Genomic DNA, 14,638 nt, shown 5'->3' on the forward strand with positions numbered 1-14,638 from the left:
GGCCGTGGTCAAATGTAAAACATGTAGGTCAGAATTGTATTTTTTCGCCAGAGAAACAGCATATGACGAGGATTGATAGCAGGGTGGTGCTCAATGTTTGACACACCACACTCAGCCAATACTCGAGCTTGATTTTGTTTTATCACCTCTCCTTGCTCGCAGTGAGTCGCAATTAAAATTGGGCACTCTTTAAAAATTCTCTCAAGCGCATCTGGATGATCAACAAGCAAATCACCTGTCGATGCGCCCATGAATACTTTAACACCACATACTCTATTAACATCGACCGCTTTGATTTCATCAATGTTGTCAGGTGTAGCGCCTAAATAAAACGAATAATTCGCGACAGAGTCTCTTTCTGCTATGGCCATTTTATCTTCCAAAGCTTGCCGTGTAGTCGTTGAAGGAGACACATTAGGCATTTCCATAAAGCTGGTTATTCCACCAGCCACTGCAGCGGCCGACTCACTCGCAATTCTGCCTTTATGCGTCAAGCCTGGCTCTCGAAAATGTACTTGGTCATCAATCATACCGGGTAATAACCACATTCCTTCTGCATCAATAATGGAATCTGTATCTGAGACTGCAATATTGGCAGCAACTTTTGTGATTAGCTCACCTTCAACTTTCACATCACAAACTTGCATTTCACCATTATTCACTACAGTTGCTTGCTTAATAATTAATGCCATAAAGCCAATACCTTTTAACGGAGTGTCATACCAAACAGAAAGCGAACGATAAATTAACTTGGTCTTACCACTTATCGTGCACCTCTGCCATTTAACGCAATAAAGATTGCATCAATTTATGTTACTTTATAACATACCATTAAATTCAAGTTTTTCTGAAGCACGTTGATGAATAAATTTTTCAAACACTCACTTATTGCTTGTTGCGCCACTCTCGCACTCAGCGCATGCAGTACCGTTACTAATCCAGAAGAATCACTGGCGGTTGCTACATGGAATATTGAGCATTTGGCTGAAAAAAATGGACAAGGGTGTAAAGCACGCAATCAAGCTGATTATGAAAAACTAAAGGACTATGCAAGTAACTTAAAAGCAGACGTTGTAGCATTACAAGAAGTTGAATCAGCTAAAGCGGTTGCCCGTATCTTTCCTGAAGAAGAGTGGCAAGTAATCATCTCAGACCGCCCTGATTCTCAAACTTATACCTGTAGAGAAAGTAGCCTGACATCGACACAGCAAAAAACTGCTTTTGCGGTAAGAAATTCACTGAAAATAGACAGTGTTGAACAACTAAAAGCCATTGCAGTACCTAGACCAGGTTTAAGGCAGGGGATAAAGTTAACTGTTCAACATGCAGATGAAAAGTTCCACATCGTCAATCTTCACCTTAAAAGCGGTTGCTTTGTAGATGATTATCTAGACTCTGATAGAGAGTCTTGTGCTGTTCTTGCTAAACAGGTAAAGGTTCTTGATGACTACTTAGAATCTCAGCTACTAAATCAAGAAAATTGGATTGTGCTAGGTGACTTCAATCATAGACTAGCGAACCCTGACAATCGCTTCAGAAAAGATCTATTTCACTCACCGGGTTTATTTGGTGACACCAGCTTACCTAATAAGCAATTACAAAACCTCACTGACGGCAAAACCGGTTGTCATCCGAAATACCCAGCACCAATTGACCATATTTTTGTCTCAAGTGCATTGAGCACTAAATACAACTATGAGTCTTTAAAGTTTCATTACTTCGACGATATGAATATTGACGACATGTTAAGTGACCATTGTGCCTTAAGTGCACGCTTTTCCTTTTAACCATCTTAGTTTTAAACACATAAATAGAGAAAAACAATGAAAACACTGATCGCTACCGCTATTAGTTCAGCACTTTTATTAAGTGCTTGCTCAGAGCCAAGCAATACAACAACAAATAACACTGCGCAAAATGAGCAAGTTTCTGCTTCAATTGAAAGTACAAACCCACTTTTTGTGAAAAGCCCTTTGCAATTTCAAACACCACAATTTGATTTAATCAAAGACGAGCACTTTGTGCCTGCTTTCGAGCAAGGCATGAAAGAGCAACTTGCTGAGATTGATGCTATTGTGAATAACACTGAAGCACCTAGCTTTGAAAATACCATTGTTGCGATGGAAAAAAGCGGTGAGCTACTGACTCGTGCAAGTCGTATTTTCTTCAATTTAAACGGAACTGATTCAAACGACGCACGCCGTGCTATTCAAACAGAAATGGCACCAAAGTTTGCGGCACATGGCGACAATATCAACTTAAATAAAGCGCTTTTCGAACGTGTTGAAGCGGTTTATAACCAACGTGCTGCACTTAACTTAACCGCTGAAGAAAAGCGTCTAGTAGAAGTTCTTTATAAAGGCTTTGTTCGTTCAGGTGCGAAACTAAACGAAGACCAAAAAACGCGTATTCGTGAAATCAATAAAGAGCTTTCTACAATTGGTACTCAGTTCAGCCAGAACATTATGGCGCTGATTAAAAACAATGTCGTTATTGTTGAAGATAAAGCACAACTTGCTGGTCTGTCTGATGCGCAAATCGCTTCACTTGCAACTGCTGCGGCAGAAGCGGGCCATGAAGGCAAATACCTTATTAAGATCACGAATACTACACGTCAACCAATTCTTGCCTCTTTAGAGAATCGTGACCTTCGTGAGAAAGTGTGGCGTGCATCTGCTGAGCGTGCCCTAACAGGTGAAAATAGCAACGCTGATATTGTGCCTACCATCACAAAATTACGTGCTGAGCGCGCAGCACTATTAGGCTATGACAGTTATGCGCACTTTGGCCTTGAATCACAGATGGCAAAAGAGCCACAAGCTGTGTTAGATATGCTTTCAAGCATGGTGCCTGCGCTTCTTCAGAATGTAGATGCAGAAGCCGCTGCAATTCAGGCTAAAATTGATGCCTCTGGCGAAAACTTCAAACTAGCACCATGGGACTGGTTCTTCTACGCAGAGCAAGTACGTAAAGATAAGTACAACCTAGATGAAAATGCGGTAAAAGAGTATTTCGAATTTAATCGTGTACTGAAAGATGGTGTGTTCTTCACTATGAACCGTTTATACGGCATTACTTTCAAGCCGCGTCCAGACTTACCGGTATATCATGAAGACGTAGAAGCTTATGAACTGTTAGACGAAGACGGTTCTAGCCTAGCTATTTTCTACGCCGACTATTTTGCCCGAGAAGGTAAGCGTGGTGGTGCATGGAAGAGTGCTTTTGTTAAACAGTCTGGCCTAGACAATCAGCGCCCTGTGATTGTGAATGTAATGAACATTCAAAAAGCCCCTGAGGGTGAGCCAACGCTTATCAGCTACTCAGAAGCGACCACTATTTTCCATGAAATGGGTCACGGTGTTCATGGCATGTTGTCTCAAGTGAAATACCCTACTCTTTCAGGTACTTCTACATCTCGTGACTTTGTAGAGTTCCCTTCTACTTTCGAAGAGGACTGGGCAATGTACCCTGAAGTTATTGCAAACTATGCAAAACACTACAAAACGGGAGAGCCAATTCCAAAAGATTTACTTAAAAAAGTGATCGAGTCTCGTAGCTTCAACCAAGGCTTCGATACATTTGAATATGTTGCAGCTGCACTCCTAGATATGGAATGGCACTCATTACCGGCTTCTGCGCCAAAACAAGACATTGTTAAGTTTGAGCAAGCTGCTCTTGAAAAACATAACGTAAACATTGATTACATCCCGCCTCGTTATAAATCGGCGTACTTTAATCACTCAATGGGTGGTTATGCTGCAGGTTACTACGCATACATGTGGAGTGAAATTTTAGCGGCTGATGCGTATGCGTATGTGCAAACTCAAGGTGGTTTAAACCGTAAGATTGGTCAGAAGTATCGTGAGAATATCCTTGAAGTAGGCAACACTCGTGACCTTATGGAATCTTATAAAGCATTCCGCGGACAAGAGCCAACGACTGAAGCGTTACTTAAGCGCCGTGGTTTATCGGTGACCGTTAACTAATTCAACATCATAACCAATTAAAGCAACTAGGTATTGTGCTAAGGTCACTTTCAACCTAGTTGCTTTTTTAGCATTATTTCCAATATATTCAAATACATTAAGCACATTTGTTGATGTGTGCTTTTGCTATATCAATCACCAATATTAATAGGTAGTATGAAATAAAAAACACATTCAACTAAGATGAATATATCACTTCAACTTTTCCCACTTTGGGCAATAATTTGCTCTGCTATTGCTTACTTTAACCCTAGCCTGTTTACAGGTTTTAAATCGAGTATTGTGCCGCTGTTAATGTTTATCATGCTAACGATGGGTTTAACGCTAAAACCAGCTGACTTTAAGCGGGTCGTTGAAAATAAAAAGGCCGTGGGGCTTGGTCTAATGTTGCAATTTACTGTCATGCCTGTCACCGCTTTTTTGCTCAGCCAACTCTTTGTATTAGACACTCAAATGTTAATTGGTATGGTGCTTGTTGGTGCTGTTGCCGGTGGCACCGCAAGTAATGTGTTGTGTTATTTAGCAAAAGGCGATGTTGCTTTGTCTGTCACCATGACAGCAGTCAGTACTTTAGCTGGGGTGATCATGACACCGCTTCTAACAAGCCTATTAATTGGTCAGAATGTTGAGATTCCTGTACTTTCGATGCTGAGTAGTTTGGCAAAAATTGTCTTATTACCTCTTTTAGCTGGCATTACACTCAACTACACCTTTTCCAATGTTATTGAGAAAATACACAACAAACTGCCAATGATTGCCATGTTGGCAATCATTTTTATCATCAGCATTATCGTCGCCTTGAACCAGCAAAAGCTGCAAAACTTGAGCCTATTGATTGTGGCAGCAGTTATGCTCCATAACCTTATCGGGCTAACATTAGGTTATTGGGCATCGAAAAAATTAGGATTTAACGAGCATGTTTGTCGCACAGTGGCATTTGAGGTGGGTATGCAAAACTCTGGGTTGGCGGTGGCGCTTGCGATTAAATTTTTTACCCCAATGGCAGCCATTGCGGGTACGCTATTTTCAATTTGGCACAACATCAGTGGCTCTCTTTTAGCGGGTTACTGGCAAAAAAAGAGCGCCGATTAAGGCGCTTATTCAAATTTATACATTACTTTTCTTGAAAGTCTTCAGCTTCGTAATAAAGCGGCTTTAACGTTCCGCAATTTACAAATTTATAAGTAAGTTCGCTTTCTTTTGGCACACGCTTCGATGTCCTGAATTTTTGCAAACAGGCGCCTGTCATATCAATATGAATTAGATGGCTAAAGCTTGGGGCTTTTTGAATTTTGTGAATATATAAACGTTCATTGCCTTTGATATCCACGTAATCATAATCTTGCCACTGAGAAGAGTCTTGCAAGTCTTTAAACTCTCTTGCATAAAGCTTTTCCGTAAACTCTATGGTGCGGTTTGCATAAAAAAGGCTCCCCCCCCTATCGAAATGCCCCATATAAACATCGGCAGTGACCGTGATTTCTTCACCTCGAAGCAAACGTTGGATGTTAAATGCTTGCGGTTTAATCGTAACCAGTTCCGCATCTTTGACTAGATTTAAAAAAGCAACATCCGGGTTTTTAATTTCATACACAACTTGTAAGTCATGGGGCATACGATAACCAGACATATTCATAGCATAAATATTTGAGCCTTTATTAACGAGCACCATAGGGTGCTCAGCATGATATCCAGGATCTAAAGGTTCTGGCTCTGGCTTTTTTTCTTCTTCGGCAATGACCGCACATGTAAAAAGTAAACCCAGTAACAAATAAACTAATCTCATATTACTTCTCTTTAACCTTATGATTAAAAAGCAGTATAGCAGTTGGGATTGGTAATTATGATGATTGAGCAATAATATTTTTAGTATTTTAAAATTAACCTAGGCAAGCATTTAAAAAGGCTTTGATGATTGGGTGTTGCTTATTCTGTAAAGCGCTTCGCTCTGGCTGAAAAGCCGTACCAATAAAGAATGGGTGAGATTTCAGCTCTAACGATTTTGGGTCTCCATGGTGGTCAACACTGCTAAATAGCAAATCACTTTCTGCAAACAAATTTAGGTATTTTGGGTTCACACCAAAGCCGCAGTTAAATTCTTCTGTAATTTCTCTTTGATCATACACACCTTGTATTTTGCTGTTTGCTTTTAAAATAACGCCATGTTGCTCATGATTTAAGCGGCACACTAAAGCACTGATCAAAGGCATGGATGTTTCTATATCCACTTCTGCATTTCCCGCTTGCTCATACCCTAACGCATTTCGCGCAAACTCTAGCGCAGCATGTTGGTAACCCGCGCAAGTACCTAAGAATGGTTTTTTATGCTCACGAGCAAAACGGATCACAGACAAAACGTTTTCCATATTGTCATATGGGCTTTTCGGTACACACCAAATGCCATCGAACTGAGATAAGTCTTTTAAGTCGACCTTTGATGAATGGATCCAGTGATATTCAATTTTCTGAGAGGTATTTAACTTCAATGCCTTAGGAATGGCTTGGTGGGCAAGGACTTGTGGATCGAAGTCTCCGATTAAAGCAATTTTCAATATCGCGTTCATTAACTGTCCTTTAAGCAATAACAAACACATAAATTAACCAATTCAGGAACAAGCTGCAAATTCGTCAAACTCCCTTTACACCGTTCAGTGTCGATTAAGCCTTTATAAATGCATCTTTGCGCCAATTTCTATATCATGCGCGCGAAAAATAATTCTTATTAATTTCTAGGACAACAAGTATGAGTAACTCCCCAGAAGCCATGACGTTAGATATGTCTTCAGCCAGTAGGGGTGGCTGGACTCAGCACGATACGCAATGGGTATTAAGCCTATTCGGTACAGCGGTCGGTGCGGGTATTTTATTTTTGCCAATTAACATCGGTATTGGTGGTTTTTGGCCGCTACTAATTATGGCCTTACTAGCCTTCCCAATGACATTTTTAGCACACCGTGGTCTTGCCCGTTTTGTGCTGTCATCAAAACAAGATAACGCCGACTTCACCGACGTGGTGGAAGAGCACTTTGGTGCTGGTGCAGGTCGTCTGATCTCTCTACTCTATTTCTTCTCTATTTACCCTATTCTGCTTATCTACGGCGTAGGTTTAACGAATACAGTAGATAGCTTTATGGTGAACCAGTTAGGCATGGAGTCAATCCCTCGTGTGGCGCTATCAGGCGTTCTCGTTGCGTTTATGGTGAGTTTAATGCTGGGCGGTGAAAAGCTACTCATGCGCGCTTTCTCTGCTTTGGTTTATCCTTTAGTGGCAATTTTATTATTCTTATCACTTTACCTAATTCCTAACTGGCAAATACCAGCGGTTTCAGCACCGGATATCGGTGAACTGAGCAGCACATTATGGCTATCAGTGCCTGTGATTGTATTCTCATTCAGTCACGCTGCAGCAATTTCCAGCTTTGCGAATGTACAGCGCCGTCACTACAAATCAGAAGCGGTTGCTAAAAGTGAAAAGATCCTAAAGTACACCTCTTTAATGCTGATCTTATTTGTACTGCTTTTTGTGTTCTCTTGTATTTTCTCTTTAACGCCTGAGCAAATGGCACAAGCGAAAGAAGCAAACGTCTCTGTACTGTCATTCTTAGCTAACGTGTATGACAACCCATATATTGCCCTACTTGGTCCTTTCGTAGCATTCGTTGCCATTACCTCTTCTTTCTTGGGTCACTTCTTAGGTGCGCGTGAAAGCTTTAATGGTCTGGTTACAAAGCAAACTAAGCTAGGTAATGCGACTGCGGATAAAATTGGCGTTGCTGTGATGTTTGTCACAATTTGGATCTGTGCGGTAATTAACCCAAGTATTCTGGGAATGATGGAAGCAATTTCAGGCCCTATCATTGCGATGATTTTATTCGTCATGCCAACTATTGCCATCTACAAAGTACCAAGCCTGAATAAATACAAAGGTCGTTTAAGCACGTACTTTGTATTAGTGGTTGGTTTACTTGCAGTATCTGCGTTGTTATTCAACTGGTGATCAATGCTTAAATAATATCAATCCTCAATCATGCTTAATTTAGAGGGTTAATATAAAAAGCCCAGACTAATTAGACTGGGCTTTAATTTTTTAAACGGACTTTGTTTTTAAGAAAACTAGCGCTTTCTTCTAACAAATAAGCCTGCACCTAACAGCATCAACATACTAAATAAGCTACCTGAACTACTCTCTGAATTGTTATTACCCGTGTCAGGGGTAGTCGTTGTCAGCAACGTATTTTTCTTAGGCTCTAAATTTTCTGCTGTATTTTCACTGTCATCAATAATCGTTACCGCATTGATTGTTATGAAATTGCTCTCGTCTGGATTGACCTGATCGTCAGCACATTTTTCTTGCGAGTAATCAACCAAAGGAATTGAGCCACAGCGCTCTAATTTCGCAATTTTATCAACAATATCCATACCGTCACCAATCACCTGACCAAAAACGGTAAAGCCACCGTTTTGCACATCTAAGTTTGCGCTATTATCTTTAAGGTTAAAAAACCACTGACTTGATGCGCTATTCGGATCGCCTGCCAGTTTAGCCATTGCAATAGTGCCGCGCACATTTGAATAAACAGGCTCATTATCTACATTACCAAATGACTCTACTTGGCTCAGTGGGATACTGCCTTCATAAAAGAAGCCGCCACCTTGTAACACGAAGTTTGGCTCTAAACGGTGAAATATTACATCTTGATAACGGTCCGCATTGACATACTTCATGAAGTTTTCAACTGTTTTCGGCGTGGTTTGATCAAACAAGTTAACTTGGAAACTACCTTGGGAAGTTTGGAACTCTACAATGGTTGCCATTGCTGAGCTGCTAGCAACTAACAGTGCTGCTGAAAATAGATGTTTAATCAATGTCTTTGCCTCAAATATAAAACTGGGTGCTAAGACTACTGGTTAAAAGATAAAATGAAAAGAGAGTGCAAGCTTTGCGTAACAATTAATAACAATTACAAACACAAAGCTCTAATTAATTGAAGGTGAGTTATTGTAAAAAGTTGATAAAACTAAGAGCTAGCAGCCTGCTTCGCTGCGCGCTCTTCTTGCCAACCATAAAATAATAGCATTCCTGCACCGGCTAAAATAAACATATCAGCAATGTTAAAAACCCCTGTACGTAAGCTACCGATGCCCACATTTAAGAAATCGATCACACCACCATCATTTAGAACTCTATCTAGCCAATTACTTGCACCACCAGAGACAATCAGCGCCCAAGCGACCGCCATCGGGTTTGTCAGTTTCTTATCTCTTAATACGTAAATAATAATACCCAACAGAAAAGCCCCGACTATGCCGATAAAAGCGACCTTTCTCATTGACTCAGGCATTGCACCGCCCAAACTCAAAAAAGCACCATGATTCTCAGCATAACCAATTCGAAACACATCATTAAAATAACTCGCCATTGGCCAAGGTTCTAGAGAAGTAGCAGCCCAGAGCTTAGAAAGTTGATCAAAAATCAACGTAAGTAGTGTCACCACAATAAAAACTGTTTTAGGGGTGTTTTTTGTAAACATAAGTACGACCGAAATAAATATGTACCAAAATTTATTCCAAAGTATCTGAGTATTAAATGAATGGCAATCATCTTGGGTTGAATGGCAAAACCAAACAAAAACATGCGCCGCCTAACCCCTGGTGCTTTTCAATAACTGTTAATTCACCGCCATGCAGGTGCGCGACTGATCGCGCTATGGCCAACCCTAGGCCGCACCCGCCTGAATCTCTTGAACGACTAGGGTCAAGGCGTGTAAATGGTTCAAAAATACGGTTTATTTTACCTGGCGGGATCCCAATACCATCATCTTCAACAATACAGTGAATTGAGTCGCTCTCTAAAGTTAGACTGATATCACACTTACTTTTAGCAAACCTGCCAGCATTACGCAGTATATTAATGAATAATCTAGTTAATAAATGTGTATCAACCTCAGCTTCTATTTGACTATCTTTTACCTCAAATTGAATGCTTGGGTAAAAAGCATCGACTTGCTTTTGTGCTTGCCTTATCAAGTCAGTGAGTACACAAGGCTCTATATTTAGCACTGTTGAGCCATCTTTTAAACGTGCATAAGAAAGTAACTCTTTTACCAAGTCATCTAGCCCCTGCAATGCTTTTTGCATTGATTGGGTTAGGTCTTGTCTATCTTGCTCTTGAGCATCTTCTAGCATGTCTAGTGCAAACTGAATACGTGCCATGGGGCTTCGGAATTCATGAGCAACCCCATGCAGAAGGTCTCTTTGTAAGTTTAATTGAGTTTGATTTTGCGAACTAATATCGGATAAATAATGTTTTATTTGAATAATTTGCTCGTCAATTGACCTTGAACGAGGGCTGCTTTTCTCATTAATCTTTGAAATGTTTTTTTCCAAACGCTTTTGCTCAGACCAACAATAAAAAGTAAATAAAGCCAATGCGCCGAGATTCAACACACTAGATACTAGCCATAAAAGCCAATCAGAGAGCCAGTTCGTTACGCTATCAAAATACACATTTTCGAGCATCACCAATTGCTGCTCATCAAGAATATAAAACACACTGGATGTCGAAAGGTCTATAAAACTCTTTTGATTCTCTACAAGGGCTCTTGAAAATAAGTCTTGCTCATACGCTGCAAGATTTTCAACCAATATTATATAAGCGTCAGATCCATAACGTTCACTGGCTTTAAGGGCTTCACGCTCCCAATGTGCAGTTGAAGTATTATTAAAGATAGTTTCAAGATCATTGGCTACTTCATAAAGATGTGCTTCCCATTCATCGATGGCCTTTTCAACTAAAACTGGTTGAGCATAGTGGTAGGTGACATGTGCCGTTACTAAATTACATAAAAGCAAAAGAAAAGCGCCAACAACGATTTTTTTAAGATTAAGTTGCAAGTAAGTACCCTTTATTTCTGACCGTAGTCAATAGCTTAGGCTGCTTAGGATCATCCCCTAACTTTTTCCTGAGGCGAGATACTCTTAGATCTATAGATCTATCCATGGGATCATAATCAAGCTTAAAAATACGCTTATGCAGCTTTTCTCGAGAGAAAATTTCGCCAGGTGAGCTTGCCAAAATGACCAGTAAATCGAATTCCGCACTCGATAAATCAATATCTCGAGACGAATGTTTAACACGTCGATTAGGTAAATCTATCTGCAACTCACCATGACATGACACTAAGGTTGTTTGTTGCTGCTCTATTAGACTTGATTGCCTTCTCAACTGGGCTCGAATATGTGCCAGAAGCACCCTAGGTTTGATGGGTTTACATAAATAATCGTCAGCACCCACTTCTAAACCAGTCACTTCATCTATGTCATCGATTAAAGCGGTGAGCATAATGATGGGCCCAGTAAAGCTTGGCCTAATAGCTTTACATATGGTCAGCCCATCAGTGCCTGGTAACATTAAATCAAGAATAATTAAGTCTGGCTGTTCAGAAGCTATTTCTTTGATAGCATCACTGCCATCATTAATAACACTGACTTTATAACCATTTTGAGTTAAAAATTGGCTAACTAAGTCTGTTAGCTCAATATCATCATCTATTATTAAAATTGAATACGCGTCTGTATGCCCAGCTTTGAAACACCTTTCATCTAACATAAATGTATCATTCAACTGTGTATTTTGAGTCAGAAGCTGAATTCAAACAGTGCTTTAGCATAGCTTGGTTAAACGATTTTGCGAAAGCATAAGCATCTCTGCGCTTTTGTTTATCTTCTGTGTTCTTAATAATGTCAGTGCTGTTGTCGACGTAGCGCACTCCACACATTTTCTTTAATTTCGCAGTGTCTTCTTGCTCTAAGCCCGGAAAAACTAGACGTCTGCTTGCTAAGGCTAACAACCTATAATCATTTTTTTGTACAGCCAGTTCTATTTGTTTTGCCATTTCACGCTGGCTGGTTTGCTGGGCACTGGCCTGAGAAGGTTGTGCAGTATATGCACAACCTACCAAGCACCCAGCTAGTAAAGCGATACTGGTGAGCTTTATCATTATTACTTCCTCGCTCTTCTTAAGAATAATGCAGCAAGTCCTATCAACGACCACAAACCGAACGAACCTGAATCTCCGTCATCATTACTTGGCTCAGGTGTTGGCAGCGGTACAGGCGTTGGATCCTCTTTAACTGTGACTTCGACCTGCGCGGTGTTTGTACCACCATTACCATCTGATGCAGTGTAATTAAATGTGTCTTTCCCTGAAAAATCGCTCGGTGCTGAATAGACAAGCTTACCCTCTTTAACCTCAGCTGAGCCTTGCCCTTGGTAATCAACACTTTCAACGACCAATGCATCTAAATCTTTATCTGAATCATTACTAAGTACATCCAACGTCACTTCGCTGGCTTCAAAGTCCACTTCAAAAGTGTCATCTTGCGAAACAGGAACATCATTAACCGCTGCAACCGTAATTGTTAGCTGAAATTCCTCACTGATAAGCTCGCCTCTAGATGCGGTAACAGGCACTTTAAGCGAGCCATTAAAATCAGCAGTTGGCGTTATAGTTAAGTCATCCAGTGTATAATTTTCACCTGACTTTAGAGTGAGCTTATCAACAGGCTTTGCTGTCGCATAAGTTAAATCAGAGGCCTTTATCGTAATGCTACTATCTTCATTCACTGACAACGCGACTTGACCCGTAATTTGTGGGGCAACTTCTGTGATTGGGCCCTCTCCAACTTCAATGGCAAAATTACCAGAATTAATCGCAAAGAAGATATTATCGCTACACATCACTTTTACTCGAGCTTGAGTCGTGGTTACATTTTCGATCTGAACATTGAATTGACCGTTGTTCGCAACACCTTGCGCCAAAGTAGTTTTAAAGCTTTGTCCGGCATCATCCGAAAGTAAAATATCCACTTTTTCACAAGAGACCGGCGTGTTTTCAGTACCCGCTGTATGCCAAGTAACCACTTGTTCATTATCACGCCAATTACTTGATTGGTCAGGTAGCGTGACAGAAAAACCTTGCTCAACTTCTACTACATTAACTTGCATGGTGTCGTCACTGACACCGCCTTGCCCATCGCGAACAACTAAACGAAAATCTAGCGCACGCGTTGTGGTTGCAAACGCTTCACCGTAACTCAATTCACCTTTTAGAAGGTCACTCATCTGGGGTACAACACGCGTTGGCTCTGAACTTGGATTAAACGTCCTAAACAGGGGTCGCTTACCATCATCAACACTGTCTTGTTGTTTATCTTCTGATGCAGGTCCTAAGTTAAACTGTTGCCAACTATAATTGAGCGTGTCGCCATCGCCATCTTGAGCCGAACCCACTAATTTAAACGCGGTTTTAGCCGGTATAGTATAGTTTTTACCTGCATCAACTGAAGGTTTTGCATTCGTACGTTGTTTATGAACACCACACGTATTACCCGTACCTAAACGACTGTAGTTATTCATTTGGTCTAATGAACGAATATGAAAATAAGGGTCTGAGTTAGCTTGTAAATCTTGCTCATCACAGATGCCTGTGTAGCCCATAATGGTAGAACCACTGCCTGGTTCATAGGCACTGTGATCTACTCGATTTCCATCACACGCCCCAGCTAAGCCATTAAAGGTGTGATCTGCACCTAGCTGATGCCCTATTTCATGGGCGACATAATCAATATGAAATGCATCGTTGGTAGGCGCTTCACTGCCTGTTACACCTTCGGCTTTGTACTCAGTACACACCACTTCAAACCCAGCTAGACCGCCGCCACCAGTTCCTACTAGGTGGCCTATGTCGTAGCTGTCTTGTGAAATTAAGCCATTAATTTGCTCTGTGAGGATATCGATATCTTCATCGGTGTTTGCAAATGGGTCGGTTTCAGGGTCTAAAAAAATCAGTTTGTCATTATCTCCCACTATCTCAAAAGTCATGGCTAGATCTCGCTCATATACATCATTGAGACGATTCACCATGGTCACGATAGCCGCCATCACTTTTTCTTTTGTACCACCATGAAATTGGCTGTATTCCCCCGTAGTGGTGAACGCGATGCGATATGTAATATGTGTATTTGGTAAGGCGCTTTCTTCTGCCTGAGTTTCGCTTGATTGTACTTGTTCACGCTTTAACTGGTTGCTTTGAAGGCGCTTAATCGGAGCGCTTTGCTGAATTAGTTTAGATGTATGCAATGCTTTAGCTTCGTAACTGCGATAAATATGACCTGACTGCTCTGGATCTATAAATACCCGAGATTGCCCTTGATTAAAAACACCAAAGAAGCCTTTCGGACCAATATCGAAACGGCCTGTGTTAGCTGGGTTATCAACTTGAAAACCCACAAAAGTTTTAATATCAGGAAACTTTTCAGCCAAAGTATCAGACATGACTTTATTGGGTTTCAGCCTAAATACGACAAAATCACCACTGGGTAATGGCAACTGAACGTCCACCTCTTGGCTGGGTGTCATGAGCTTTTCTTGTAATTGACTACTTGCAAGGTGATACCGTTTAAGCTGTTGATGCTCTGAACTGCGGTTTTGTGTGGTTTGCTGCCATAGTTCACTCGCATGAGCGGGTAAATACATTATTTGGCTTAGTACTACTGCTAACAAAGTTTTTTTCATTGTGTTGCCTTCCCATTGATGAGTCAAAACCACTGTATCGATATTAAACCACCTTTTGGGTATCCGTTTGTGATTC

The 14,638-nt window shown here is 40.8% G+C and carries 13 protein-coding genes; 4 read left to right on the top strand and 9 right to left on the bottom strand.

The annotated features are described in order from the left end of the window. Positions 1-8: 8 nt before the first annotated feature. Positions 9-692 carry an amidohydrolase family protein gene (locus AC1HJP_RS10530; RefSeq protein ID WP_480361777.1) on the bottom strand — a complete coding sequence of 228 codons (684 nt, stop codon included), beginning with the start codon at positions 690-692 and terminating at the stop codon, positions 9-11. A gap of 168 nt (positions 693-860) precedes the next feature. Between AC1HJP_RS10530 and AC1HJP_RS10535 the strand changes: the two genes are divergently transcribed. The 3 genes from AC1HJP_RS10535 to AC1HJP_RS10545 all read left to right on the top strand — a co-directional run bounded on the left by AC1HJP_RS10535 (position 861) and on the right by AC1HJP_RS10545 (position 5,078). Then, positions 861-1,787 (top strand): endonuclease/exonuclease/phosphatase family protein, encoded by a 927-nt coding sequence (locus AC1HJP_RS10535; protein ID WP_480361778.1) that lies wholly within the window; start codon positions 861-863, stop codon positions 1,785-1,787. A 36-nt stretch (positions 1,788-1,823) separates the two neighbouring features. After that, positions 1,824-3,986, top strand: coding sequence for a M3 family metallopeptidase (locus AC1HJP_RS10540; RefSeq protein ID WP_421964460.1), 2,163 nt, complete (start codon positions 1,824-1,826; stop codon positions 3,984-3,986). 183 nt (positions 3,987-4,169) lie between these two features. Next, positions 4,170-5,078, top strand: coding sequence for a bile acid:sodium symporter family protein (locus AC1HJP_RS10545; protein WP_480361779.1), 909 nt, complete (start codon positions 4,170-4,172; stop codon positions 5,076-5,078). A gap of 22 nt (positions 5,079-5,100) precedes the next feature. On the opposite strand, the gene AC1HJP_RS10550 is transcribed toward AC1HJP_RS10545, so the two are convergent. Together AC1HJP_RS10550 and AC1HJP_RS10555 are read right to left on the bottom strand one after the other, a co-directional pair. Beyond that, complete coding sequence (locus AC1HJP_RS10550) at positions 5,101-5,772, bottom strand: hypothetical protein (RefSeq protein WP_480361780.1); 672 nt, start codon at positions 5,770-5,772, stop codon at positions 5,101-5,103. Positions 5,773-5,866: 94 nt separating this feature from the next. Continuing rightward, positions 5,867-6,550: a CTP synthase C-terminal region-related (seleno)protein gene (locus AC1HJP_RS10555; protein ID WP_480361781.1), complete on the bottom strand. Its 684-nt coding sequence runs from the start codon at positions 6,548-6,550 to the stop codon at positions 5,867-5,869. A 179-nt stretch (positions 6,551-6,729) separates the two neighbouring features. Between AC1HJP_RS10555 and AC1HJP_RS10560 the strand changes: the two genes are divergently transcribed. After that, positions 6,730-7,983 carry an aromatic amino acid transport family protein gene (locus AC1HJP_RS10560; RefSeq protein WP_480361782.1) on the top strand — a complete coding sequence of 418 codons (1,254 nt, stop codon included), beginning with the start codon at positions 6,730-6,732 and terminating at the stop codon, positions 7,981-7,983. A 116-nt stretch (positions 7,984-8,099) separates the two neighbouring features. Here AC1HJP_RS10560 and AC1HJP_RS10565 read toward each other — a convergent pair whose 3' ends face one another. From AC1HJP_RS10565 to AC1HJP_RS10590, 6 genes are all read right to left on the bottom strand, one after another. Continuing rightward, positions 8,100-8,852 carry a peptidylprolyl isomerase gene (locus AC1HJP_RS10565; RefSeq protein WP_480361783.1) on the bottom strand — a complete coding sequence of 251 codons (753 nt, stop codon included), beginning with the start codon at positions 8,850-8,852 and terminating at the stop codon, positions 8,100-8,102. Positions 8,853-9,004: 152 nt separating this feature from the next. Next, positions 9,005-9,517 carry a signal peptidase II gene (gene lspA / locus AC1HJP_RS10570; RefSeq protein WP_480361784.1) on the bottom strand — a complete coding sequence of 171 codons (513 nt, stop codon included), beginning with the start codon at positions 9,515-9,517 and terminating at the stop codon, positions 9,005-9,007. A 67-nt stretch (positions 9,518-9,584) separates the two neighbouring features. After that, positions 9,585-10,880, bottom strand: coding sequence for a sensor histidine kinase (locus AC1HJP_RS10575; RefSeq protein WP_480361785.1), 1,296 nt, complete (start codon positions 10,878-10,880; stop codon positions 9,585-9,587). After that, entirely contained in the window at positions 10,870-11,595 is a 726-nt protein-coding gene (locus AC1HJP_RS10580; RefSeq protein ID WP_480361786.1) for a response regulator, read from the bottom strand. Before AC1HJP_RS10580 ends, AC1HJP_RS10575 begins: the two co-directional genes overlap by 11 nt. A gap of 7 nt (positions 11,596-11,602) precedes the next feature. Then, the gene (locus AC1HJP_RS10585) at positions 11,603-11,986 is read right to left on the bottom strand and encodes a hypothetical protein (protein ID WP_480361787.1); all 384 of its coding nucleotides are present in this window, start codon (positions 11,984-11,986) and stop codon (positions 11,603-11,605) included. A 2-nt stretch (positions 11,987-11,988) separates the two neighbouring features. After that, positions 11,989-14,562: a reprolysin-like metallopeptidase gene (locus AC1HJP_RS10590; RefSeq protein WP_480361788.1), complete on the bottom strand. Its 2,574-nt coding sequence runs from the start codon at positions 14,560-14,562 to the stop codon at positions 11,989-11,991. Between the last annotated feature and the right edge of the window lie 76 nt (positions 14,563-14,638).

Source organism: Pseudoalteromonas sp. NFXS53 (genome assembly GCF_056629255.1).